Below are 24650 nucleotides of genomic sequence, written 5' to 3' on the forward strand. Positions count from 1 at the left end.
GGGTGAAGGTTTATTGAAGCAGACTTACTGTAAGTATGAAAAAGACTGACATGTTGAAGTCCTCGGCTTCAGAAAAAAATGATGCATTACTGCTGCAATGTTTTAAAGATCATCTCAATTTCACGATTGATGATTTGCCCGCGATCAGGAAGCACTTCAATTTTTATCACAAGCAGAAAAAGGATTTCCTTGTCAGGGAGGGGTGTACGTCTGCCAACTATTTTCTCATCCTGGAGGGGTATGTTCGAGTATTCTACCGAACGGAAAAAGGAGAGGAGGTTACGATCGATATTCTGAGTAAAGGGGAGTTTGCCTCATCTATGTATAGTATACTGAAAAAAGCTCCTTCTTTTGAAGATATTCAATGTTTAACCGATTGCCTCGTTTGCCAGATATCAGAGGCTTCCTTTGAAGAATTGGCTGTTGAAAATCCGGCGTGGATTCAATTGGGTATGCGGTGTCTGAAGTCTGCCCTACTGAAAAAGGAGGAACGAATATTGACTTTTGGGAAACTTAAAGGGAAAGAACGTTATATGAAGCTCATGGCAGAAAGACCCGATATTATTAAAAATGTGCCGGTCCGCTACATTGCCTCCTATATTGGCGTTAAGCCCGAATCACTGAGCCGTATAAGGGGATAACCTATAATAAAATAACAATTATCATTTTTATTGCCTCCGATTGCCGTGATTTTTGTGTTGCGATAAAATGTAATACAGCAATGACGGGAACATCCCTAATAACCGGCGTTGCCATAGAAAATGCCTTAAGATATCTGTATCAGCACAAAGGATAATTATTAAAATAAGTATAATGGAGAGATTCGATAGAAACACCCCTGTTGGTATGGTTTCCTATTTCCGTCATTGTATCAAAACGGGAGATGTTAAAGGTGCCATGAGTTGTTTTGATGCTCAGGGAGTGTACATAGACAGGACTGGTATTGCCATCCGGGGTTTACAACAAATAGAAGCAGCAATCGGGCACCTGTGCGCGTGGCGGCCGGATATCAAAGGGGCCACGCCACATGTGACCATGCTCGATAATTTAGCGGTTTGGCTGGACAAATGGAAAATGACTGGTACTACGCCTGATGGTCATCCCATTAGCATGGATGGGCATACGACTTGTCTGATGAAAAAAGATGAAAGGGGCATTTGGCTGTGGTTAGTGGATAATCCTTTTGGTGCGGCAGTGCTGGATGTTTGATAGCTTTAAATAGGCGGAAGATCATTTTCGGTTAACTTATCAGCTAAAAGGGAAAAGCCCGCTCAGTGAGCGGGCTTTTAAATTCCTGTAGTCTCCCATCCTTAACTATTGATGTGAACCGGAAAGAAAATATACAATTGAAAAAATATCTTTATATTTGTCGTGCTTTTTAATTGATCCCCATAACCCGTCACTTCTTTTAATGCTTGTTTAACTTTCCCGTCAGGGCGTATGCTTTTCGGATGGGGCATTATTTCCTATTTACACATGACAAAATCACTGCATGGTACATGCACTATGAGGGTAGCGGTATTATTTGTTTTCCTGTGCTGTTTTAATTTTTGGGGAAACACGGCTAAAGCACAATCCGGAAAAGACTCCGTCGCAGCCGCCGCGCCCGGCCCTGCAAAGCTGAGCGCCGACAGCCTCCTGATACGCATGGAGGAGCTCCACAACACCCTGAACCGCATCAATGACATCACCTCGCGGGGGTTTGATACACGCGGTATGGAGGGAGAGCTCCCCGAAATAAAGTCCAACCTGCAAACCATCGAAGATAACCTGAGGTTGTACAACAAAGTGCTGAATATCCGCAATCTGCAGATGTTCCACGTATTGCTGGCCGACATGCGGGAGCATCTGGATAACTGGCGCTCCCGGTTGTTCGACTATAACAAGGAACTCGTGCGAATGAATGCAGAGATGATGGCCTTTACCAAAGATTCCTTTGTAAAACAAATCAAGGCAGACACTACTTTCCGGAAATTTTACCTGCCTGAACTAAAAGAATTAAAAGGAAAATGGGAAGAAGCAAAGAAAGCCACCACACAGCATTTAGATAAAATTACGGTGTTACAGGCGGGTATTTCCGGCAGTTATTTTAAAGCGATAGAACTGGAGAATAAGGTCAATGAACAGTTGCGGGTTTTTAGTATTAAATCTTTGGGCAAGGAGTATAATTACCTATGGGAAGATAAGAAGCGTACTGATTCCTCCGCTGCTACGCTAACGCAGCAGTCCTCCAAATCATTTGAAGGACTGGGGAAAATACTGAATTATTATTCCCGCACCCATTCGGGTAACTGGTTCTGGATGTTCCTGATAGGACTGGTATTTTTCTTCCGGGTGAATAAACAATTCAGAAGAATAAAAAAGGCTGACAAAGGCGAATTGCTGCAACCGCCCTACATAAAGTATCTGCGGGCGCTTCCTTTTTTCGGAACGCTGGTGATCATTCTTAATGTCGCCTCTTTCTTTGACCTGCATGCACCAGCGGCTTATTTGGATTTATTGCAGTCGTTTTTACTGTTTTTACTGACCGTTTTGTTCTGGCGCAGATGGGAACGCCGGATGTTTGTGTACTGGATCGCCATTTGTGTGTTATACCTGTTTACCACGGCGACTGCGGCGGTTGTTGTGCCTGATGTGCGTGTCCGGATATGGATGCTGGTGCTGAATGGTTTGTCTGTAGTAACCGGCTTGTTTATTTATTACCGTATTTACAAAAATTTATCTGCCGGAAGGCTGGTCAGAATTGTGGCTATGGTCTTTGTTGTTTTGAATGTACTGGCGGCACTGTTCAACCTGTACGGCCGTTTAAGTATAGCGCAGGTGTATAGCACTGCTGCGATCGCCGGCTTACTGCAAATCATTGGTCTTACTGTGTTTATACAGATTATGGAAGAAGCCTTTTACCTTCAGATGCAGGCCAGCCGCATAGCAGGTGGCATTACCGCCCGGTTTGATTTTGAAAAGGTACGGGCGGGGCTGCACAAAATGTTGGTGGCACTGGTGGTGGTATTATGGCTGATGGTGTTTACCACCAATCTGAATATCTATAATGATTTATATGGTGGTATCAGCAGCCTGGTCACCGCGCCCAGAATGATTGGCAATACCTCGTTTACGCTGGGCAATATTCTGTTGTTCTTTGTGATCCTGTTAATTTCCAATCTCTTCCAGAAATATATCGGTTATTTTTTTGGAGAGACAGATGATGAGATGATAGGTGAAGTAAAAGAAAAAAGTTCCAGATTGCTGCTGCTGCGCCTGTTGGTATTGGTAGCCGGTTTCCTGATTGCCATCGCGGCTTCCGGTTTACCGATGGATAAGATCACCGTAGTACTCGGTGCCCTGGGCGTAGGTATCGGTTTGGGTTTACAGAATATTGTGAACAACCTCGTTTCCGGCGTGATCCTCATCTTTGAGCGCCCGCTGAAGATTGGTGACTATGTGGAAGTCGCCGGACAGAAAGGCCGGATGAAAGATATCGGTATCCGGTCCAGCAGAATGGTGACCACCGAGGGCGCAGAAGTCACCGTGCCTAACGGCGATCTGCTATCTTCCAAACTGATTAACTGGACACTTAGCAATAATCATATACGGGCAGAACTGTTATTCACCATTGCACCTTCCGCAGCGTTGCCGCTGGCGAAAAAAATTATCCTGGAAGAGGTGTCCGCTTCGGATGCCATTATCGGCAAAGTAGCGCCTGAATTACTGGTGAAGAGTATTAATGATAGCAGTGTGGCACTGAAGCTACAGGTATGGATTCAGAATGTACACCAGGAGGAAGCATTTAAGAGCCGTATGTTGCAACAGATCTATCAACGGTTAAAAGATAATGAGATTACGATGTCGTAATTGATAATACCGATACTGTCATAACAAGGAAAACCCACCATCATGGTGGGTTTTCCTTGTTTAAGGAGTGAGGCGTGCCCTGTTCGAACTTCTTTGCCGCTGATGGGCAAAAATCCATCAGTGGATGAGCTATGGGATGCTGATGCAGCATATCCGGCTGTTCCCCGGATGCAGTGGCTATTATGATGAATGGTCAAAAAAGGGCGATGTCTGAGGCCGCGGTGTGCAGGAATAGTGTTAACTTTTATAAGCGTTTATATCAACCCCATAGAGCACGTTATTTCTCACTCAAAATTTCATGTAATGAAAAACACAGTCATTACCCTTATGGCTCTTTTGATGGCCGTTACAGTCCAGGCCCAGTTCAATACGGTACCTAGCGGCGGTAACAAAACGGCTTCTGTCAGCGAAGGTATTGGCATTACGCAGGTGACCATCCATTACAGCCGTCCTGGTGTTAAGAGCAGGGAAGGCCATATCTGGGGAGAGGTGGTCCATAAAGGGTTTGCCAATCTCGGCTTTGGCACCTCCCAGGCAGCACCCTGGCGGGCCGGCGCCAACGAAAACACCACCATCTCTTTCTCTACGGATGTTAAAGTGGATGGGCAGCCGCTGCCCGCCGGCACCTACGGCTTCTTTGTGGCCTATGGTCCGGATGAAAGCACGCTGATTTTCTCGAAAAATGCCAGTTCCTGGGGCAGCTTCTATTATGACCCTAAGGAAGATGCGCTGCGCATAAAAGTAAAACCTGTTGCCACAGATAAAAGCGTGGAATGGCTTAAATATGAATTTACTGATCAAACACCTACCAGTGCTACTGTTGCCCTGGAATGGGAAAAGCTGGTCATCCCCTTTAAAATAGATGTAGACCTGGTAACAACCCAGATAGCCTCTTACCGCAAGGAGTTGCGTGGCACCAGTGGATTCATCTGGCAAACATGGAATGCTGCGGCCAGCTTCTGTGTGCAAAACAATACTAACCTCGAAGAGGCCCTGCTATGGGCTGATACCGCCACCAGTGTAAGCACGGGAGGGACCAAAAGTTTCCAGGCCTGGAGCACCAAAGCCGCTATCCTGGATAGCCTCGGCAGGGGAGAGGAGGCGACGGTGGTCATGAAAAAAGCCTTGCCCTTCGGCGATGTCAATGAGTTGTATTTCTACGCCAGAAATCTTGCGCATCTCAAAAAAGGAAAAGAAGCATTTGACATTTTTAAAATGGACTACGATCAACATCCCAACGAATTTCTCACCAACGCTGGTATGGCCCGTGGATATTCTGCACTCGGTGATTATAAGAAAGCATTGGGTTATGCCCTGAAAGCCCGGGCACAGGCACCTGATCTACCGAACAAAGACCGGCTTGAGAAAATGGTAAAGACCCTCCAGGAAGGAAAAGATATTAACTGATGATCACTAAATACGCCTTCATTATAGTTTAAAGCGTCATAATGATCCCGTTTGCCGTCTGTTAATAGTACAACAAAAAGTAACGAAATTAAAGGAGTACCAGTTTCCTTTTTTAGGTACATTTATATCCCTTTAACCAATTATTATATGCACTTTATTAAAAGGTATCTTTTTTTATTGCTAACATCATTCGTTACTACCACGCTCTGCGCACAAACAAAGATTTACTGTTCAGACATAGACCTGTTTTGGAAAACATTCGATCGTGTACACGCTGTTAAAGATTCTGTACAGCAAATACAACTCATACAGAACATGTATCTTGATAAAGGGACCAAGGGATTAAAAGAACTGGCCCGCATCAGAAACTGGACACCCGAAAAATTTCAGAAAAGCATTTTTGCTCATCCTGATTTCTGGACATCTATCAGGCCTAATACACTGAAAGTAGAAGAAAGTAAAGCAGATATTGAAAAATTAATAACGGCATATAAAAAGCTATATCCCCGATTTAAGACACCGGCTATTTATTTTACTATCGGATATATTGGAACAGGGGGGACTACTACAGAAACGGAGGTGCTAATAGGGACAGAGATCGGGGCATCTGACAGCACCACTAACTCAGTGGGGCTTAATCCTTTTTTACAAAGCTATTTTAAAGACAATAAAGGTATTTTGCATATTGTGGCGCATGAGCTCTCTCATACGCAACACAAGGGAGGGGATATGGAGGATAAATCCCATACAAACCTGCTTGGATTTTGTATTGCAGAAGGCTTCTGCGATTTTATGGCGGAATTGTTGTTGCAGCACCCGTTAAAAACGCCGTATATGCATTACGGTAAGGAACATGAAAAGGAAATATGGCAAAAATTTAAACAGGACATGCATGGAACGGAGTTAAAAGACTGGTTGTATAATGGGGTTGATCTGGGATACTTTGTAGGATACGCTATCTGTAAGTCTTATTATGAGCATGCCACAGACAAGGCTAAAGCGATCGATTACATGCTAAATCTGGATAATGAACAGATGGCTGAATTAGATAAGTTTTTGGCTGCTTCCGGCTACATGCAGTAGCGCTTGCTGTCAAGGGAAAAGGAATATGTTAATATAAATACCGGAAAAAGGAGCCCCCTTTTTTATGCCAGATCATTTATTTTAACCGGACAAATTGCTCAAAAATTATATATTGAGCACCCAACTCATGCCAGCCTATGAAATATTTTTTTAGTTTTCTCTTTGTGCTCTGTGCAATGACTACTTTAGGACAAGTGTCCTTCCCTGCAGGTTTTAAATTAATAGAAAGTGATAATTTGACCGGAGAAGATGATAGATACTCTAATGGAAAATATGTTTTTCAAACGCATCTCCTTTTTAGACCTTATGACGACTACACCTGGAACGATGAAAAATTTAAACAATACGTTGCGGATGGCTTTGGATTTCCATTTTATTTGACCAGGGATAGTCTCTTGTGGGGGACGGGAAAAACTAATGGATTTTACTCCTATATAGTAGTAGACTGGGGTGGTGAAGCGTTTGAACTTTTTTCCAAATACAATGATGAAGACTTTGCTTACTATTCGAAATGGCTTATTTCTTCTATAAGAGAATATCGTAACAAAGGAAAGATGTTCAGATTTCCAAGGAGGTTTTACTGGATTTCAGGATCAAAGAATAAACGCCCCCTTTAGCATCGTTTAAATAATGCGTCATTAACAAGCTATGTTACCTGGCAAATAAGGCAACAAATTTTTCGAATTAAAAAGCCTTCAAGTCTTTGGATTTGAAGGCTTTACTTTTTGATGCGGACGGGGAGGGATGAAGTATAACTGCATTTTATCGACACTGTATTTTATACTGCATTCCAGGAGTAAAGGTGGACTTGATGCGGGAGTGTTCTTTGGATGTATCGTTTCAATGAAATATAGCAGGAAGGATGGAGAAGATACAGGACACGCATGTAAAGGCAGGTCACAGGTTAAGCCTGCGGGCAATAGGTTGGAGTATGTAGTTCAAAGGAGGGATGTTTGTTCACCAGTATACAGTTGCCAGGCAGGAAATGGCCTATTCCCGCTGAATGACAGGAAGCAGGAGTTGCACTGATGCGGCGGCCGGTATTTTTTCTGACAGCGGTTTTAACCGGGGGCGTTCCGGACAGATCTGTTTGTGCAGGGCCTCCGGCAGGGGTTGTGGCGGCTCTGCTGCAATAATATCAGCGGCGAAGTATTTCGTGTTGCAGGTAGGAACATGGTCCTGTATACCTCTTACCTGTAGAACAACTACCAATGTTCCTTTACCCGGTACATCTACGTTACATGCTGCTCCTTTAAAATCTTCCCCGGTTTTTACGATGAGTACAGCGCTTTCCGTACCTACTACCTGGTGTGTAGCGAAATGGATACGGGCGGCGATCACTTTTATTTCCAGGCTGTTGATGTCTTTGTATGCAGGTAATGCCTGTGGCGAAATGTAGAGGATACCATCATGGGAAAGCCTGGGTGCATGGATGAGAAACCTGTCTGTTCCCGTATGCCGGTTGAACCTGAAGCCGGTAATGCTCCTGATGTTATTGCCGGTGGCGGGAATGAGTGCGCTGGTCAGCCTGTTGATATGCCCGCTATCGCAACCAGCATCCAGCTTGCCGGAAAAAGCACTGCGGATGAGCGCCCCTTTTTTGCTGGCTATGCCAAATCGTTGAGCGGCCCTACGGGTAGCTGCCGTCTGCCGGACGCATGAAGGCATGCTTCGCAGGAAGTGTTTGCCATTACGCCTGTAACCAATCAGGTTGCCGAGCCTGCCGGTGAAGGTAATGATAGAAATCTGTTTTGCCATAACGAATGATACTGATGATAGCTAAAGATAGCATTATCAGCAAAAGCCATTTGATGGCTATACTGAAGATTATCCAATAGCAGGGCCCGGATGGAGGGGAAATATTCAGGCGGTGTGTATCAGGCATTAGATATCCGTTAAAGCCGGGTGAAACAGGTTTAGAAAATTTTGAAAATACTAAAAAAATATTTCAAATTTAATTTCAACAATTTATAATCGAAATTGTTATAAGGGAAACCATAGATGATTTATGCGATTAGACTTAATTTATTAAGTCTGGTTGACTATTGGGCTTATTATTTTTTTATAATTATTAAGAACTGTTATGATTTTAGATTTTCACCTACTTCAATTCACCGAATTGCTCCTATGAAGGCATTTTATTTCCTTAGCAAAACGAACTATTTCATGTTTAACTTAGAAGGCTTTTTTATTTGAAACTATAGCTGTCATGGACCTCAATAACCAGAAAGAATAATAACTTCTGTCACATAATATCAAATTGTAAATTATTTTTTAAGGATAATACCTGCTATTCCTCATTGTTGATCTCAAAATAGCCAGATATTTAATGTGAAATTGTAATTATAGTGATTATAGTAATTATAGTAATTAATGATAACCATTAAATGGCGACGCTATTTCCTATGACTCTCTGTTATGGAAACTTTTAACCTACGACATTACAAAATATCCCTTGAATATGAATTTAGGGATATTATCGAAACACCGATCGTTATTAATGCTATCAACCCCCATTCCTGGGTAGTTGCGGAAAAAGATCCGGAATTCAGGTATGCTTTGATGGAAAGTGATTATCTCATACCAGATGGTATTGGTATTGTGCTGGCCTCACGGCTGTTATGGAAAAAGAAAATTAAAAAGTTTGCAGGTAATGATTTGCATCTGATGATCCTGAAGGAATTGAATAGAAATGCTGGAAAATGCTTTTATTTGGGGGCCTCAGACAATGTTCTTAACAAGATACATGCAAAACTGGAACAGCTGTATCCAAATATTCGTTGTATGACGCTATCTCCACCTTACAAAGATAATTTTACAAGGGAAGAGAATGCAGTTATGATCAACCAAATTAACGACTATTCGCCGGATGTATTGTTCGTGGGTATGACAGCCCCTAAGCAGGAGAAGTGGATATTTAAGCATAAATCCGAACTGAATGTGAAAGTAATGTGTGCTATTGGAGGTGCGTTTGATTTTTTTGCCGGAACAAAAAGAAGAGCACCTTCCTGGATGATCAATTGTGGTCTGGAATGGTTATTCAGACTAATGCTCGAGCCTAAGAGAATGTGGAAAAGGAATTTTGTATCGACACCACTTTTCATCTATAATATGCTGCAGTTGAGATGGAAGCGAAATCCGGATAAGTAGATGGTAGTGGAATCCTCCCCATAAATTTTGACCTCATGACGGGATTTTATAAATATGCTTGTTTATTATTCCTGGGTGTTGCTTTATTTTCCTGTTCCGCACCCAGGCATGTGAGTTACTTTCAGAATGCGGCCTCCTTTGGGAAACAGCCGGTAGAGAAGTCGTATAAGGTGAATATTCAGAATGATGACTTGATTTCTATTATGGTGGCGAGTAAAGACACTGATCTGGCTGTACCTTTTAATAAGTTGAATCCTGATGGTACAGCTTATGGATACCTGGTGGATGCTAAAGGTGAAATTGATTTTCCTTTATTGGGTACTTTACAGGTAACTCGTCAGACCACTGATGGATTGGCCCTCTTGTTGAAAAAAAGACTGATATCTGAAGGATATATTAAAGATCCTACAGTGATAGTAAGACTACTGAACTTTAAAGTATCTGTTATAGGAGAGGTTACGAAACCGGGCGTTTTTCCTGTTAGTACGGAAAGAATTACAATACTGGAGGCGATTGGTATGGCAGGTGATTTATCAATATATGGAAAGAGAGATAAAATACTTGTTGTGAGAGAGAAAGATGGCGAAAGAGAAATGCACTACCTGGATATACAATCTACAGATCTTTTATCCTCTCCTTACTATTATCTGCAACAAAACGATGTGGTGTATGTAGAACCAAATAAAGCAAAGGCCATGCAGGGAGACTATAAAACCAGGGTATTGCCACTGGTATTATCGGGCGTATCTGTACTTGCTTCTATTGCATCTGTTCTTATCCTGGTTTTATAAATATATGGATACAAATTTCAATATAAAGAAAACAGGCGGTGAAGATTTTTTCTTCCGGAATATCCTGGAATCATTTATCCATCATTGGTATTGGTTTGTGATTTCCGTTGTGCTGGCGCTGGCTGCCGCTTATGTATGTATTTTGATTACACCGGCAGCATACCGCCTCAGTGCCATTATTCTGATAGATGACAATGCTTCAGCAGTAAATGCTCTTCCAATTGGACAAGCTGCCAATTTTGTTGGCAATAATAGTTTGATGAAAACTACCAGTGCAGAGAAGGAAATTTATATACTGAAGTCCAGGCGCCTGGCCCGGCAGGTGGTAGCGGATTTACACCTGAATATTTCCTACTTTAAAAAGGAAAAATTGAAACTGGTGGATATGTACCTGGCATCGCCGGTAAGGATTGAGTTTTTGAATGATCGTTATCATTCAGCTACATTCACTATTAAACCGGCCCAGGCGGGGAAATACACTATTTCAGGATTAAAAATGCAATCAGACCATAGTGATTTTTCCATCACCGCTGCTTTTGGGGATACTGTGATTACCCCTTTTGGAAAATGTAAACTCAACAGAAAAGCGACCAAATTTAGCGAACCAATAACTGTCGCTGTTACTACAATTGAGGAAGCCGCAAATTCTTATAATAGCAGGATTGAAGCAAAAATTGATGATGAGAAATCGGGAGCTATTAATTTATCACTGGTAGATAACAATTATCAGAAGGCCGCGGATGTCATCAACAAGGTGATCGCTGTATACAACGATTATATCATCAAAGACAAAAATCAACAGGCAGAAAGTACCGCTTTGTTTATCAAAGAACGGTTGAAGATTATTGCAGTGGAGTTGGGAGATGTGGATGGAGAAATTGAGCAATATAAAAAAACAAACCACCTTACGGATGTTGTCAGCGAAGCAGCTATGTATTTAGCTACCAGCAGCGATTATCAGTCCCAGTATATAGGTACTGCTACACAGCTTAACCTGGTGAATTTTATGGATGACTTTTTAACCAATCCCAAAAACAATGAACAATTATTACCGGTTAATACCGGGATTACAGACAGTGGTCTGGAAACGCTGATGGTCGCCTATAATGAAGTATTGTTGAAAAGGAACAGATTGCTGGATAATTCCAGTATTAAAAGTCCGGTAGTGCAGAGTCTTGATAGTGGACTGGCATCTATAAAAAAAACTATGCTGTTTTCCATCGATAATATACGGAATGCACTGCGCATAAAACTACGCGATATTAATGAGCAGCAGGGCAGTACAGCAAAACAAATAGGAGAAGTGCCAACACAGGAAAAGGAAGTTCAGTCCATTTCCCGGCAGAAAAAGGTGAAAGAGGAATTATATCTCTATCTTTTACAAAAGCGGGAGGAAAATGAGATGAACCTGGCTACAGCTATGCCGAATGCCAGAGTTGTTGATTATGCTGAGGGGACCTTGGCTCCGGTTTCTCCTGATAAGTTCCGTATTTTATTTATCGCATTGCTGTTGGGCCTGGTATTGCCAGCCATTGTGATTTACCTCCTGCAATTATTCGGTTCCAGTGTTCATAACAAAAAAGATATCGAATCTTATGTCACCATCCCGCTGTCCGGGGAAATTCCTCAGGGAAAGAAGACCCCTGGCTATCCTGTGGCCGTCAAAGAAGAGAGTAGAGATGCCGTTTCTGAGTCATTCCGGATTATCCGGACTAATCTGTTATTTATGCTCCCGTCTTCATCTGAAGGAAGGGTAATGATGATCACATCCACTCATAGTGGGGAAGGAAAAACATTCGTTTCTATTAATCTGGCCCTTTCTTTTGCCCTGACAAATAAGCGCGTCATACTTGTAAATGCAGATATCCGTAAGAGCAGTGCGGGAAACTCATTTTTTAATAATACTGGTAAAGGACTCACCGATTATCTGTCAGGACATGAAACGGACATACAGTCTATCATTAAAAAAGAAGTATTGCATCCGGCATTGGATGTTATCGATTCCGGCCGGATTCCGCCTAACCCGGCAGAACTGTTGCTCAGTGAAAGGCTTGAAGTGCTGATGGCGACCTTACGCAAAAGTTATGATTATATCATCCTCGACAATGTTCCAATGGGACTGGTGGCTGATGCTGTAATTGTGAACCGGGTGGCCGATCTTACCATATATATCATCCGGGCTGGTAAGTTGGACCGCCGGTTATTACCTCAAATAGAAAAAAGTTATCAGCATAAAAAGTTTAAGAATATGACAGTGATCCTCAATGGATATAATGCTGGAAAGGAATTCTATAGGTATGGTTACGGGTATGGCTACCTTACACAAAACTAAATACATGATTATGAAACATCTGCTAACACTACTTGCTTCAATCCTGATTTTTAATGTCGTTGCCGGGCAGCAAAATCCCGATTCATCAGGAGATTATGTGCTGCATCGGTTAGCTATTCCCACTACAGAGGAGGCTCAGCAACAGCACTATATGTTTAATGGTTTCTGGGATAACTGGTTCGCATCTCTTTCCGGAGGGGGACAGGTTTACTTTGGAGATGAAGATGGTTTGAGGCCATTAGGGGACAGGATTACACCCACCTTTGAATTCGCTGCAGGCAAATGGATTCACCCGGTGTTTGGCCTGCGTGCGCGTGTTGGAGGGGGGGATATTAAAGGCTATTCTACCGGTACCATTCCTCAAATTGGCCATGGCTATACTAAAGGTGGACCAAGTGAAAATCACATTTATCTCCAAAAGTGGAGCCAGATATTTGTGGATGGGGAAATCATGTTTGACTTATCAAATATTTTTAACGGGTATAAGCGGGAACGCGTCTATTCTGTAATCACCTATGTCGGTGTTGGTATGAATTCCGCGCTCTATCAGCCTAAAAAGATCGACCCTGACAGGGTTGCTTCTTGCGATCTCGGTATTATCAATCGCTTCAGGATTGCTAAATATTTTGATGTTAACCTCGAATTAAAAGGAACGCGGGTAGACCAAACCTTTGACAGGGAGCAAACCCTGAAATACTGGGAAGGCTACGTAGCTGTAATTGCCGGAATAACCTACCGCTTTGGAGAAGCCGGGGACCGGTTGTTCCGCAAATGTCACAATAGTGGTCCTACAAATTGTCATACAGTGGTTACCTCCTTATAACCAGCAACTGACTATGAGGCGTTGTTTGGCGGTCAGGAACGCTGAAGGAATATGATGTGAATCCGGATCAACTGATCACAAACCACCGTATGTGAACCGTGCAGTGATTATAAAACAAGAGGGAACGGAGTAATAATGGAAACATCCAGAATACATAAAAGTCTGTTGAATGCAAGGGTTAGCCTTGTATTCTACCTGCTTACACTGCTGCTTTCCTTTTTTTCGCGGAGCATCTTTCTGCACTACTTAGGTGCTGATTTCCTCGGATTAACTGGTACAGTAAGCAACTTGCTTGGCTTTTTGAACCTGGCGGAAATGGGCGTAGGTGCTGCCATCGGCTTTATGTTATATAAACCCTTATTTGAGCGGAATCATCAACAGATAGCAGAAATAGTATCGCTGATGGGGGGGCTTTGCCGCCGTATTGGCTATGTAGTATTGGCGGCTGGAATATTGCTGTCGGCCTTTCTGCCACTGTTCTTTTCAAAGGAAGCAATTCCATTGGGTGTCATCTTTACGGCCTATTATGCTTTTCTTATTTCTTCTTTAATAGGGTACTTTATTAATTACCGGGAAATACTGCTCATGGCAGATCAGAGGAATTATGTGGTGACAGCATATTTCCAGACTGCGGGAATTGCAAAAGTGCTGCTACAGATGGCTATTGCTTTTTACTTCGGAAGCCTGTATGCCTGGATAGTAGTTGAATTGCTCTTTAGTGTGCTACTGAGCTTGATTTTAAACTGGAAGATCAATAAGGTATACCCATGGTTGCATACTGATCCAAAAAAAGGAACGCAATTATTCAGACAATATCCACAGGCAGGAGAAAAGATAAGACAGTTGTTTATCCATAAAATATCAGACTTCACGCTTTATTCCACCAGGGACATGTTTATTTATGCCTTCACATCGCTCAGCATGGTGGCGTATTATGGTAACTATATGGTAATTATCTGGAAACTCAACCAGCTTATGTTAACTGCATTGGGAAGTATACAGGCAGGCATTGGAAATCTGGTAGCGGAAAATCATCTGCCTAAAACAATACGGGTTTTTTGGGAAATAGTTGCACTACGGTATTTCAGTTCAGCGGTTTTTGTATTCTCTGTTTATCATCTCATTGAACCTTTTATTGTTCTATGGATAGGCACGGGTTATTTACTGAAAAAAAGGGTTTTGTTTTTAATATTATGCAATATTTTTCTAATGCAGGTGAGGGGGCCGGCGATCAATTTTTTACAGGCGTATGGTTTGTTCGCAGATACTATGGCGCCGGTCACGGAGGCTCTGATGAACATCACCATTTCCATCGGACTGGGCTACCGCTATGGTATTGAAGGGGTATTGCTTGGTTCTATTGCCAGTATGTTGCTTATTGGGTGTATCTGGAAGCCCATCTATCTTTTTAGAAAGGGCTTCAGCCAACCGGTATGGAATTATTGGAAAGAAACGATAAAATACCTGGTGCTTATAGGGTTGTCATGGTGGCTTGGCAGCTATCTGTTGTATTTGCTCCAATTGCCGGACCCGGCCACCAGTTTAAGCCGCTGGATATTTTATGCAATGGCGTTGGTAACGGCGTATAGTTTACTGTTAGGGACCTTTTTTTATACCCTGAAGGGTAGCAGGGATCTCATACAGCGCGTAATTCTTTATTTCAACAAACGGGGTTTATGGAAAGAATAAAGGAAATAGCCTATTACTTCCTGGTTAAGTTGCCTGGTATCCTCCGGGGCAGGGTGCGGGGTAATTTGATCTTTGTGCATTGGGGTAGGGGACTTAATAACTTTGGTGATTGTTTAAGTCCGGATATATTAAAGCATTTTGGGCTGACACCAGTATATTGTCAGCAGGTAAAGTCGGATATGATATTGGCTGGTTCCTTATTGCAATGGGTGCCTGAGAATTATACCGGCATTATTCTGGGAACGGGTGCAGCAGATGTGCCTTTAAATTTCCCTGCTGCGCGGGTGCTGGGTGTAAGAGGGAAATTGACATGGAATAATTTCCGGTCAAAAAATACAGACCATGTTTTATATGGGGATACAGGTTTGATCATGTCCTATATTTTTCCGGAAACAGTCAGAAAGAAATACCGGATGGGTGTGGTACCGCATTTTATTGATTACGGTCACCGCTATATGAAGATGTGGAAGGAGCGCTTTGGAAAGGATGTGCTGTTTATCCATCCTTTAGGTAGTCCAAGGCAGATTATCTCCCGGATAAAAAGCTGTGAGTCGATTGTGGCATCTTCCCTCCATGGGCTGGTGATAGCAGATTCTTTTGATATTCCAAGCCTGCGGTTTGTTATCCGGGAAACTATGCCACTGGGCACCGTTGATCCTGATTATAAATACAAGGATTATTATTCAGCACTTGGTCTTGAACATGTATGTGTAGAGGTAAATGGAGGCGAAGATATAGAGGATCTTATCGGTAGAGCAACAACCAAAACTCATGCGGTAGTACCTATTAAAAGGGCATTGTATGACACTTTGAAAGAAACCTGCGAATATTTTAAGCTAAAATCCGTTGTATGAAAACACTGATTGAAAAAATTACCGGTCGCAAATCCAGAACGTTACCTTTGTTATGGTCCAGGCGAACTTCCCTGGTCAGCTTTGCGCTTGATTATTACAATGCCCGAACCTTTTATAACAAACTGGAGTTTGCACTAACGCATTTTAATGAACTGTATTTTAGAGGAGATCATTTTGATTTCAAAGGAGTTTTACTTGCAGCTGATAGCGAGGCAGACAAGCTATTATTGCAGCGTATCTTCCAGGATACGCTATTGATTCATTGTTTGTATTACGATAATCATAAAAAGAAGCTGGTTGATAAGCTGGACCTGCTTTTAGCGGAAGGCTCCTATTTGTATGAAGATGGTCCGTTTAATATTACTATTAAGGATGGAGATGTAGTAATAGATGCTGGTGCCTGGGTCGGTGATTTTTCATCCCTTGCGGCTTTTTATGGAGCTAAGGTATATGCTTTTGAGCCTGAGGTATCCAATTTCCGCCAGTTGAAGAAGACCAGCAGGCTAATGGGGCATGACCGGATTATTCCGGTTCAGCAGGGACTGTCAGATAAAGCTGGTACTGCCGGTATGACCTTATACGATATCGGTAACAGCGCGGCTTACAGGATTACAGGTAATGGGGAAAGAGAACAAAAGGACGAGGTTAGTTTAACCACACTGGATGATTTTGTCGGCACTCACGGATTAAGCAAAATAGATTTTATTAAAGCTGATATAGAGGGTTACGAAAGGAATTTATTAAAAGGCGCACGTGAAACACTCAGGACTTTTGCCCCTAAGCTGTCGCTATGTACGTATCACTATCCTGATGATCCACAGGTAATGGCGAAAATCATTCATGAAGCAAATCCTGCTTACACAATTGTCCAGATGAGGCACAAGTTATATGCAGCGGTGATTTAATAAATAAGCGCTTTATGAAAGTCTTACTAACAGCCAATGGCAATTTTAAGGATACCTATGGTGGTGGTCAGGTTTATTTGAACAACCTCGCAAATGAAATGATCCATCAGGAACGCGATATTGCCATTATTTCTTTTGTGGCGCATTGCACGGCAGATATAGCGCTTAATTACAAAGGAGTCCCATTTTATGAGGTCGAGGCCAGTGATCAGCAAAGGATAAAGACTATTATACAGGAAATAGCTCCGGATCTGATACATATTCATTTTGAAAAAGCAATGATGGTGGCTATTGCTGCAGAATTAAATATTCCTGCTGTAGTTACTGTCCACCATGGTGGTATTTTATGTCCGGTAGGTACGCTGTTGAACTACCGCGATGAAATATGTTCATGTAAAGTGGAATATCAAAACTGTTTACGCTGCGTGTTGCATGATATCCGGGGCGGGGACTATGTTTGGCCGATCTTAAAGAGGATACCTGTTCCCTTTCAGCTCCGGATTGGGAAATTGCTGCAGCACCGGCCATTTATACCTTTTATTACGTCTTACGGTCAGGCTGCTTTATCTATTTCGGATAAAATGAGTATGTGGGCTACTATTGCATCGAAATCGACATATGTTATGGCCTCTTCAGAGGCAATAGCTGAGGTTATGCTACGCAATGGACTACCACAGCAGCAATTAAAGATTCTTCCTTTAGGAATTGTAATGTCTTCGAAAAGCTTTCCGGCGCCAGCTCAAAGACCCCTGAAATTTTTTTACACCGGGAGAATCTGTTATAGTAAAGGAATACATGTCTTATTGGCTGCATTCTCATTAATAAAAAGTGATTGTGAATTGCACATGATAGGCAGTGAGCGAAGGAAAACAGCTGTTGGATATATGAACCGGCTTAAACGGAGATATCGGAAGGATAAGCGTATTTACTGGTATGGTCATATAAAACAGGAACAATTGCCAGTCTTAATGGCAGATTTTCATGTAATGGTGCATCCAGCCATCGGTCTGGAAGTGTATGGGCTGGCTATCGCCGAGGCGCTCAGTTTGGGAAAACCGGTACTGGCCAGTCGTTGCGGCGGTGCGGAGATGCAGATTACATCAGATATAAATGGTTGGTTGGTACCTCCTAATGATATAGCCGCATTAAAGAGCAAGATGGAGTTTCTATGCCATCATCCGGAGGTAATAAACAGGATAAGTAAACAAACAGCTCATAATGTGATTAACATTGAGAATCATGTTAATACCTTGTATAAAGAAGTATTTGAGGTCATAAGCGAACGATGATGAAAGCGTATGCTACATACAGAGACACATCCATGGATGTGGCCAGGGGAGTAGGCATCCTGCTGGTGGTACTGGGGCACGCAGGTGTACAAACCAGTATCATTTACTCCTTCCATATGCCTTTATTCTTTATGCTGTCAGGATACTTTTGGAATCCGGAACAACTGTTTAAAAAAATACTGCAACGAAAATTCCTGACATTAATAGTGCCTTACTTCTTTTTTTTCTACTATGGATATATTTTTTATGCAGTTTTGCTGAGTGTAACTGGCCGGGCAGGATTGTTTGAGGCCCACGCCGTTATTCCTTTGGTTTATCCTTCCATGGATACTCCTACCTGGTTTTTACTTGCTTTGTTTGAAGTGACGGTCCTGACATACGTGGTATCTAAGACGATACGGAAAGAAGTCTATCGTTTACTGTTAGTAATTCTTGCCACCATATTGGGTTACTATTTATCCCGGTATAAACTAAGGCTTCCCTTATTCCTGGATTCGGCTTTTTCAATGCTCATCTTTTATTACGCAGGTTACCAGCTTAAAATCTCCGGATTTCTTTTATCATATCAACGGCGGTACATTTTACCGACATCTATACTGTTTGTAGTTTTTTTAGTTGGCCAGTTTTTCAGAAATGGAGTTGATATAAGGTCAAATATTATTGCCGGATCTTTTTTTCCATACTTTATTACGGCGTTGAGTGGTTCCCTGCTGGTTATAGTCCTGGCATACAGTCTACCCACAACCTTTTTTTTATGGAAGCCATTGAGGTATCTTGGGATGCAATCCTTATTGATATTCGGATTACATTTTCCCTTGTTGGAATTCGCCAGGCCGGTTGCCTCGGTTCTTACCCACAACATTCCGACACTTTATAATATATGCCTGGCTTTTTGCTGTCTGATATTGACTTTACTTGTAGCCATGCCATGCAGGCATTTATTGGCAGTTTAGTTTTCAAATCAACGAGTATATAGATGCATAGAATCCTGATTGATATCAATTCGTGTACACTAAAGCGTGGACAAAACTATCTTCCGGGAATAGGGAGGTCTACTCTTGAGTTGATTAGAGCATTCGGGCGTATCACACCCATTGATCCTATTGAATTACAGTTGTATGCGCAATATGTACGGAGTAAGCTGAACGCAAGAGAAGACTATCGACATCTAAAGCTATGGCACATTCCTTTACCTGGAAACCAGCGCCTGCGCGACCTGGTATGCTACACTGGTATCCGGGAGTATTTATCACGATATGACCTGTTACATGTACCGCATAATTATGAAACAGTCCGTTTCCCGGAACGTACAATTGTTACTATACATGACACTTTTTGTTTTAAGGATACAGATAATGCAAATGGTTTAATGGAACAACGGGAGAAGCAAACCTGGCTGGCACATGCTTGCAAGGCTATTGTAACTTGTTCTGAGGCTTCAAAAACGGATATTATACATAACCTGAATGTGCCACCCGAAAAAATAGTGATGATACCATGGGGAATAAATACAGATACTTTTTTCCCTGAAGCCGGGCAAAATGCTGATTACAAATTATCGGCTATGGGTGTGAAGGGTCCTTATTTCTTAAGCGTTTCTTGTGGCGTTGGCAGAAAAAATACTCCAATGATCCTGCATGCCTACCGGTATTTGTATCAACAAACAGCGACGTGCGCCAAGCTGGTATTGGTATGGAAAGACGCACCGGTATGGTTGCTGGAGGAGTTTGCACCAGAGTTTTCTGCTGGCAGAATCCTTTTGTTACCTGCGGTGGATGATCAAATGTTAAGGAGTCTTTACTCAGCAGCCATTGCCACACTTTATCTTTCCCGGTATGAGGGGTTTGGGTTTGTACCCCTGGAATCGATGGCTTGTGGTACACCGGTGATTATAGGCAGCAATACGGCATTAAAGGAAGTGGCAAGGGAATACGGCACGTATGTAGACATAACCGATAAAAAGGATATTGCCGCGGCCATGGCAGCTATTATGAACGAGAAAGTTGTTTTTAACAGCAAAGTATTGCACAATCATGCTGCTGGCTTTAACTGGGATATAACAGCAAAGGCATATTTGAACTTTTATATGGAACATGTATAATGAAAATATTGTACTGCATTTTTGCACTTGATGTACCGGGAGGTATGCAACGTGTGCTCACTACAAAAGCAAATTACCTGGCTGAAAACGCCGGTTATCAGGTACATATTGCCATCTGTTCAGGAGAGCCGGGAGCGGCTTTTTATCCGCTGTCGCCGAAAATAACAGTGCACCAGGTGCATGAACCGTACCGGCAAAAACTCACCAGCCTGCTTTTTTCCTTGAAGCCTGCTATCACTGTTAGCATGTACGGCAAAGAGCATCGCTTTCTTTATAAGATAAATGATGGGAGCCGTAAAATTCTGGAGTTTCATTTTACAAGAAATTATCTTCTTCACCTGGTGCGTGGTATTAAGAACTTAAGGTTCCGTAAACTTCGGTTAGTATATGTTTGGCTCATTCAACAACAGGAACGAAGGTTTTCACGGCATTATGACCGGCTGGTATTGTTAACAAATGCAGATAAAAAACTTTGGCGTGATCAGTCCAATATTGCAGTTATTCCTAACCCGCTCCCTTTTACTTCACCGGAAAAATCAAATCTCACTGTTAAAAGGGTCATCGCTATTGGTCGACTTATGGCCGTAAAGGGTTTTGACCTCCTGATAGATGCCTGGCGTTTGGTGGTATTGGACTACCCTGACTGGGAGCTTGCTATTTTCGGTGAAGGTCAGGATGAGGCGCTGCTGGCAGGGAAAATAAAAGAGTATGGATTAACGGAAACAGTTGCATTACAGCCACCAACGCAGGATGTAAGACGCGAATTTCTGCAAAGCGCTATTTGCGCCTTTCCTTCCAGAAGTGATGGTTTTGGTCTTGTGCTGATAGAAGCGATGGAATGTGGTGTGCCTTGTGTGGCTTTTGATTGTGAATGTGGTCCGGGAGAAATTATAACCGATGAGGTAAACGGATTATTGGTGCCTCAACAGGATGTGGCCATGTTTGCAGCAGCATTGATGAGGCTGATGGCATCAAGGACGTTAAGAGAGGACCTGGGAGCGAAGGCCATTCAGATGGCATCCAAATATCGGGCAGACAAAATAATGCCTCATTGGGAAGAACTTTTTTATACAGTATTGCATGAATAACAATTCACCGCTGACATATTATAGATGGATATTTATTACCGCTGTGATACCATATGTGATCGGTATGCAGTCGTTTATTCCTGCGCAGATAATGGGCTTAAACTGGGGAGGATTTTCCTGGACAATAATACTACTGGTGGGTGTTATCCGTATCAGTTTGCACCCTGGTGCTGTTACCATGCCCGTTTGGGTTTGGCTGCCCTGGTTTATCTACATCACTGTCCAATGGTTTTTCGACAGAAGTTTTTATGGGCTTCAGGCAACTTTGCAGTACATGGTGTTTCCGGTTACCGGAGTGGCTGCCTCTACCTATATATATACAGATGAAGTTTTACTGAAACTGAAAAAATGGATGAGTGTGTTTATGCTCTTTATTTTCCTGATGATGGGATTATTTGTGGCTAAAATATCCGCATCCTCCATGGGATCGAGTACTATCATGACATTGGTCATATTTGGAGCGCTGCTATTGAGTGATTTCTGGGTATATCGAAACAGGAAGTCCGCATGGTTATTTTCTGTCATTTTATTATTTCCGTTATTGACAGTGAGTCGTATGGGCATTTTGATGATGTTAGTGATTGCTGCTTTTCACTTTGCAAACCGGACAGCAGCCAATCGGCTGCTAATTGGGATGGTGGCTTTATGCACTGGATTGATGGTATTCTTTTCCGCTTCTTTCCAGAAAAAGACCTTTTTTTCTGGAAAAGGTGATCTGGAACAATTATCTGCCGATAATGGAAATTTTAATACGAATGGACGTTCAAAAATCTGGAGTCTTGCTGAAAAGGGAATAAGTGATCATCCCTGGTGGGGCTCAGGGTCCAGAGCCGATCTTTGGATGCTGATGGATAATAATTACAAACTTAAAGAACTCCACAATGACTACATAGCAGTACTGTATAATAGTGGCAGGGTGGGATTGTGTTGCTTGCTATTTGGATTTTTAATGCAGTTCTGGTTATTATACCGGTGCAGGCAAGATGTGACAGATGCTTATACGGCGGTCATCTATTATGCAGCGTTAACTGTTTTTCTATCCTGGATTGGTTTTATGTTTACCGACAACGCACTGAAGTATGCTACCTATTTTGGCAATTTTCATTTTTGCCTGATCGGGATTGCTTTTGCACGACTTTCTTACCAGCGGGATCATCTTAAAACAGTTTTGGTATGACTTTTACGGTTGTTATTCCATTATATAATAAAGTGCATCAGATTGCAGCTACATTGCAAAGTGTGCAGCAGCAGGTATTTACAGATTATCGGGTAATAATTATAGACGATGGGTCAACAGATGGTAGCCTGGAAATAGTGCAGCATTATCTTGCGAGGAATACTGTCTTTGCCGAACGCGTCTTACTGGTCCGGCAAGACAACCAGGGGGTAGCCGCAGCCCGTAATAAAGGTATTCATTTATGTGAAACAGAGTGGGTGGCTTTTCTGGATGCTGATGATCTATGGAAACCGGAATATCTGGCCATACAGTATGGCTTAATTTTAAAGTATCCTGCTTGTAATATTTGTGGGACAGGTTATGAAATGAAATGGAGTGTAACCAAAATCAGGCCTGTTAAATTGAATAAATTACCATTTGATAGCCCCGATGGTCTTCTTGATAATTACTTTGAAGTAGCCGCTTGTTCAGATCCACCGCTATCGAGTATTTCTGTGGTTATCCGTAAAAGTGCGCTCCTGGGGATAGGAGGTTTTCCAATGGGAGTAAAGGTAGGCGAGGATTTGCTTACCTGGGCCAGACTAGCTTTGGCGAATTATATTGCCTATAGTACCAGTATTGCAGCAGTCTTTTTAAAAGATTCACATTCTTTTAATGCTGATCAACAGCATCGGATTCCGGAAACAGAAGATGTGGTAGGAAAAGAGTTGATAGCTTTGTATCAACTTCATAAAGACACTCCAGGTTTAAAGAAATATGCCGGGCTTTGGTATAAAATGCGGACCCATATTTACCTGGCTCGTGGTATGCGTACGCATGCTATAGCGGAATGGAGGAAATCAATCGCTCAGTATCCCTTCAATGGAAAAACCTGGTTTTTTTTGTTCCTGATACTTTTCCCCTTCAAAGTGATTAAATGAAGATTGTTATTACTCATACTTCTTTCAGGTTATACTGGCCTGCACGTATTAAAGCACTGCAACGAGCCTTGAAAGAGCGAGGTGATGAACTGATCGTTATTGAGCTTGCAGGTGGTGGAAATTATGATTTAATAGATAGTAGAATAGAATCGACTGATTGGATTTGTATTTTTCCTGAGAAGAGAATGGAGGATATCTCACCACGAGTGGTTAGTAACAATTTGTATAAACAGCTGGATCAAATAATGCCTGATGTGGTATTAGCGGGTGCTATAGCCTTTCCTGCCGGGGCTACCGCTGTCAGGTGGTCAAAGGAGCGCCATAAAGCGGTTGTGATTTTTGATGACGCAAAATGGGAGGATGTTCCCCGAAATAAACTTGTTAATTATATCAAGCAAATTTTCTATAAACATGTAGAAGCCGTTGTTTGTCCGGCACCCGATTGGAATGCAACTTTCAAACGGTGGCGGTTTAAGCCGGAACAGGTGTATTATGGAGTAGATGTTGTGGACAATGATTATTGGAGCATAGCTACTTTACCTCCTGCGCATTTACCTGATAGATATTTGTTGACTGTAGGTCGGCACATTCCGGCCAAGAATTTTCTTTTGTTACTTGAAGCCTATCATCAGTATCAACTTGCCAATGATGGGAATTTTCTCCCACTGGTAATAGTGGGAGATGGTCCGCAAAGAACGCAGTTAGAAAAGTTCATCTCTGACAGGTCGCTAAAAGGTGTGTATCTGTTATCTTTTGTTACACCGGAGAGATTGCGGCAATATTACCAACATGCCCGGTGTTTTATATTGCCCAGTTGCTATGAAACATGGGGATTGGTAGTTAATGAGGCTATGGCTGCGGGCTTGCCGGTGCTGGTTAGTAACAGATGTGGTTGTGCCGGATCTCTGATAGAGGATGGGGTGAATGGTTATACTTTTTCAATTGGTGAAGCCAGCAGGTTAGCCGCCTTGTTGGATAAAATTACTTACATGAAAGAAATAGATATTCTTGCAATGGGTATTTCCGCTCAGCAAAAAATTCAAACATGGGGTATTGACTTCTTTGTTAAGAATGCCATTGCCGCAATTTATTTCGCTGCTACCAATAAAAAAAGGCATCCTTCTTTAATGGAAACATTTGTATTGAATTGTTGGAAAGGGAGATACAGACCAATATAGATACATCTATT

The 24650-nt window shown here is 42.3% G+C and carries 21 protein-coding genes; 20 read left to right on the forward strand and 1 reads right to left on the reverse strand.

The features are described from left to right. Positions 1–35: 35 nt before the first annotated feature. The 6 genes from HHL17_RS08560 (at position 36) to HHL17_RS08585 (ending at position 6959) form a co-directional block, all read left to right on the forward strand. A complete protein-coding gene (locus HHL17_RS08560; protein WP_169224319.1) occupies positions 36–641 on the forward strand; it encodes a Crp/Fnr family transcriptional regulator in 606 nt (201 codons plus the stop codon). 172 nt (positions 642–813) lie between these two features. After that, positions 814–1209: a YybH family protein gene (locus tag HHL17_RS08565; RefSeq protein WP_169224320.1), complete on the forward strand. Its 396-nt coding sequence runs from the start codon at positions 814–816 to the stop codon at positions 1207–1209. Positions 1210–1476: 267 nt separating this feature from the next. Then, the gene (locus HHL17_RS08570) at positions 1477–3852 is read left to right on the forward strand and encodes a mechanosensitive ion channel family protein (RefSeq protein ID WP_169224321.1); all 2376 of its coding nucleotides are present in this window, start codon (positions 1477–1479) and stop codon (positions 3850–3852) included. A gap of 303 nt (positions 3853–4155) precedes the next feature. Further along, positions 4156–5259, forward strand: a complete 1104-nt coding sequence (locus HHL17_RS08575) for a DUF2911 domain-containing protein (protein WP_169224322.1) — start codon at positions 4156–4158, stop codon at positions 5257–5259. 315 nt (positions 5260–5574) lie between these two features. Beyond that, positions 5575–6342: a gliding motility protein GldB-related protein gene (locus HHL17_RS08580; protein ID WP_169224323.1), complete on the forward strand. Its 768-nt coding sequence runs from the start codon at positions 5575–5577 to the stop codon at positions 6340–6342. A 137-nt stretch (positions 6343–6479) separates the two neighbouring features. After that, positions 6480–6959 (forward strand): hypothetical protein, encoded by a 480-nt coding sequence (locus HHL17_RS08585; protein ID WP_169224324.1) that lies wholly within the window; start codon positions 6480–6482, stop codon positions 6957–6959. 373 nt (positions 6960–7332) lie between these two features. Here the strand turns inward: HHL17_RS08585 and HHL17_RS08590 are convergent, their stop codons facing one another. Then, on the reverse strand, positions 7333–8100 hold the full coding sequence (locus HHL17_RS08590) for a hypothetical protein (RefSeq protein WP_169224325.1): 768 nt from the start codon (positions 8098–8100) through the stop codon (positions 7333–7335). A gap of 660 nt (positions 8101–8760) precedes the next feature. On the opposite strand from HHL17_RS08590, the gene HHL17_RS08595 reads away from it, so the two are divergent. The 14 genes from HHL17_RS08595 (at position 8761) to HHL17_RS08660 (ending at position 24639) form a co-directional block, all read left to right on the forward strand. Further along, entirely contained in the window at positions 8761–9492 is a 732-nt protein-coding gene (locus tag HHL17_RS08595; RefSeq protein ID WP_169224326.1) for a WecB/TagA/CpsF family glycosyltransferase, read from the forward strand. Between the two features lie 35 nt (positions 9493–9527). After that, on the forward strand, positions 9528–10283 hold the full coding sequence (locus HHL17_RS08600) for a polysaccharide biosynthesis/export family protein (protein ID WP_169224327.1): 756 nt from the start codon (positions 9528–9530) through the stop codon (positions 10281–10283). Between the two features lie 4 nt (positions 10284–10287). Continuing rightward, on the forward strand, positions 10288–12615 hold the full coding sequence (locus HHL17_RS08605) for a GumC family protein (RefSeq protein WP_169224328.1): 2328 nt from the start codon (positions 10288–10290) through the stop codon (positions 12613–12615). Positions 12616–12625: 10 nt separating this feature from the next. Continuing rightward, on the forward strand, positions 12626–13438 hold the full coding sequence (locus tag HHL17_RS08610) for a hypothetical protein (protein WP_169224329.1): 813 nt from the start codon (positions 12626–12628) through the stop codon (positions 13436–13438). A gap of 135 nt (positions 13439–13573) precedes the next feature. After that, a complete protein-coding gene (locus HHL17_RS08615) occupies positions 13574–15127 on the forward strand; it encodes a lipopolysaccharide biosynthesis protein (protein WP_169224330.1) in 1554 nt (517 codons plus the stop codon). Next, positions 15115–15981, forward strand: coding sequence for a polysaccharide pyruvyl transferase family protein (locus tag HHL17_RS08620; protein WP_169224331.1), 867 nt, complete (start codon positions 15115–15117; stop codon positions 15979–15981). The genes HHL17_RS08615 and HHL17_RS08620 overlap by 13 nt, the downstream gene beginning before the upstream one ends. Beyond that, on the forward strand, positions 15978–16886 hold the full coding sequence (locus HHL17_RS08625) for an FkbM family methyltransferase (RefSeq protein WP_169224332.1): 909 nt from the start codon (positions 15978–15980) through the stop codon (positions 16884–16886). The genes HHL17_RS08620 and HHL17_RS08625 overlap by 4 nt, the downstream gene beginning before the upstream one ends. Before the next feature lie 14 nt (positions 16887–16900). Then, a complete protein-coding gene (locus HHL17_RS08630) occupies positions 16901–18175 on the forward strand; it encodes a glycosyltransferase family 4 protein (protein WP_169224333.1) in 1275 nt (424 codons plus the stop codon). Then, positions 18172–19128: an acyltransferase family protein gene (locus HHL17_RS08635; protein WP_169224334.1), complete on the forward strand. Its 957-nt coding sequence runs from the start codon at positions 18172–18174 to the stop codon at positions 19126–19128. The genes HHL17_RS08630 and HHL17_RS08635 overlap by 4 nt, the downstream gene beginning before the upstream one ends. A gap of 23 nt (positions 19129–19151) precedes the next feature. Then, complete coding sequence (locus HHL17_RS08640) at positions 19152–20276, forward strand: glycosyltransferase family 4 protein (protein ID WP_169224335.1); 1125 nt, start codon at positions 19152–19154, stop codon at positions 20274–20276. Further along, entirely contained in the window at positions 20276–21364 is a 1089-nt protein-coding gene (locus HHL17_RS08645; RefSeq protein ID WP_169224336.1) for a glycosyltransferase family 4 protein, read from the forward strand. Before HHL17_RS08640 ends, HHL17_RS08645 begins: the two co-directional genes overlap by 1 nt. Continuing rightward, the gene (locus HHL17_RS08650; protein WP_169224337.1) at positions 21357–22541 is read left to right on the forward strand and encodes an O-antigen ligase family protein; all 1185 of its coding nucleotides are present in this window, start codon (positions 21357–21359) and stop codon (positions 22539–22541) included. Before HHL17_RS08645 ends, HHL17_RS08650 begins: the two co-directional genes overlap by 8 nt. Further along, positions 22538–23461, forward strand: a complete 924-nt coding sequence (locus HHL17_RS08655; RefSeq protein WP_169224338.1) for a glycosyltransferase family A protein — start codon at positions 22538–22540, stop codon at positions 23459–23461. The genes HHL17_RS08650 and HHL17_RS08655 overlap by 4 nt, the downstream gene beginning before the upstream one ends. Then, a complete protein-coding gene (locus tag HHL17_RS08660; protein ID WP_169224339.1) occupies positions 23458–24639 on the forward strand; it encodes a glycosyltransferase family 4 protein in 1182 nt (393 codons plus the stop codon). Before HHL17_RS08655 ends, HHL17_RS08660 begins: the two co-directional genes overlap by 4 nt. The last annotated feature ends 11 nt before the right edge of the window (positions 24640–24650 follow it).

Source organism: Chitinophaga fulva, from assembly GCF_012927205.1.
In the GTDB taxonomy this organism is placed as follows: Bacteria; Bacteroidota; Bacteroidia; order Chitinophagales; family Chitinophagaceae; genus Chitinophaga; species Chitinophaga fulva.

Coding starts and splice junctions, on each gene's coding strand:
- HHL17_RS08645 (WP_169224336.1), top strand. CDS start 20,276: ATGAAAATATTGTACTGCATTTTTGCACTTGATGTACCGGGAGGTATG.
- HHL17_RS08590 (WP_169224325.1), bottom strand. CDS start 8,100: ATGGCAAAACAGATTTCTATCATTACCTTCACCGGCAGGCTCGGCAAC.
- HHL17_RS08600 (WP_169224327.1), top strand. CDS start 9,528: ATGACGGGATTTTATAAATATGCTTGTTTATTATTCCTGGGTGTTGCT.
- HHL17_RS08595 (WP_169224326.1), top strand. CDS start 8,761: ATGGAAACTTTTAACCTACGACATTACAAAATATCCCTTGAATATGAA.
- HHL17_RS08585 (WP_169224324.1), top strand. CDS start 6,480: ATGAAATATTTTTTTAGTTTTCTCTTTGTGCTCTGTGCAATGACTACT.
- HHL17_RS08565 (WP_169224320.1), top strand. CDS start 814: ATGGAGAGATTCGATAGAAACACCCCTGTTGGTATGGTTTCCTATTTC.
- HHL17_RS08660 (WP_169224339.1), top strand. CDS start 23,458: ATGAAGATTGTTATTACTCATACTTCTTTCAGGTTATACTGGCCTGCA.
- HHL17_RS08575 (WP_169224322.1), top strand. CDS start 4,156: ATGAAAAACACAGTCATTACCCTTATGGCTCTTTTGATGGCCGTTACA.
- HHL17_RS08570 (WP_169224321.1), top strand. CDS start 1,477: ATGACAAAATCACTGCATGGTACATGCACTATGAGGGTAGCGGTATTA.
- HHL17_RS08635 (WP_169224334.1), top strand. CDS start 18,172: ATGATGAAAGCGTATGCTACATACAGAGACACATCCATGGATGTGGCC.
- HHL17_RS08655 (WP_169224338.1), top strand. CDS start 22,538: ATGACTTTTACGGTTGTTATTCCATTATATAATAAAGTGCATCAGATT.
- HHL17_RS08650 (WP_169224337.1), top strand. CDS start 21,357: ATGAATAACAATTCACCGCTGACATATTATAGATGGATATTTATTACC.
- HHL17_RS08580 (WP_169224323.1), top strand. CDS start 5,575: ATGTATCTTGATAAAGGGACCAAGGGATTAAAAGAACTGGCCCGCATC.
- HHL17_RS08610 (WP_169224329.1), top strand. CDS start 12,626: ATGAAACATCTGCTAACACTACTTGCTTCAATCCTGATTTTTAATGTC.
- HHL17_RS08630 (WP_169224333.1), top strand. CDS start 16,901: ATGAAAGTCTTACTAACAGCCAATGGCAATTTTAAGGATACCTATGGT.
- HHL17_RS08625 (WP_169224332.1), top strand. CDS start 15,978: ATGAAAACACTGATTGAAAAAATTACCGGTCGCAAATCCAGAACGTTA.
- HHL17_RS08560 (WP_169224319.1), top strand. CDS start 36: ATGAAAAAGACTGACATGTTGAAGTCCTCGGCTTCAGAAAAAAATGAT.
- HHL17_RS08605 (WP_169224328.1), top strand. CDS start 10,288: ATGGATACAAATTTCAATATAAAGAAAACAGGCGGTGAAGATTTTTTC.
- HHL17_RS08615 (WP_169224330.1), top strand. CDS start 13,574: ATGGAAACATCCAGAATACATAAAAGTCTGTTGAATGCAAGGGTTAGC.
- HHL17_RS08640 (WP_169224335.1), top strand. CDS start 19,152: ATGCATAGAATCCTGATTGATATCAATTCGTGTACACTAAAGCGTGGA.
- HHL17_RS08620 (WP_169224331.1), top strand. CDS start 15,115: ATGGAAAGAATAAAGGAAATAGCCTATTACTTCCTGGTTAAGTTGCCT.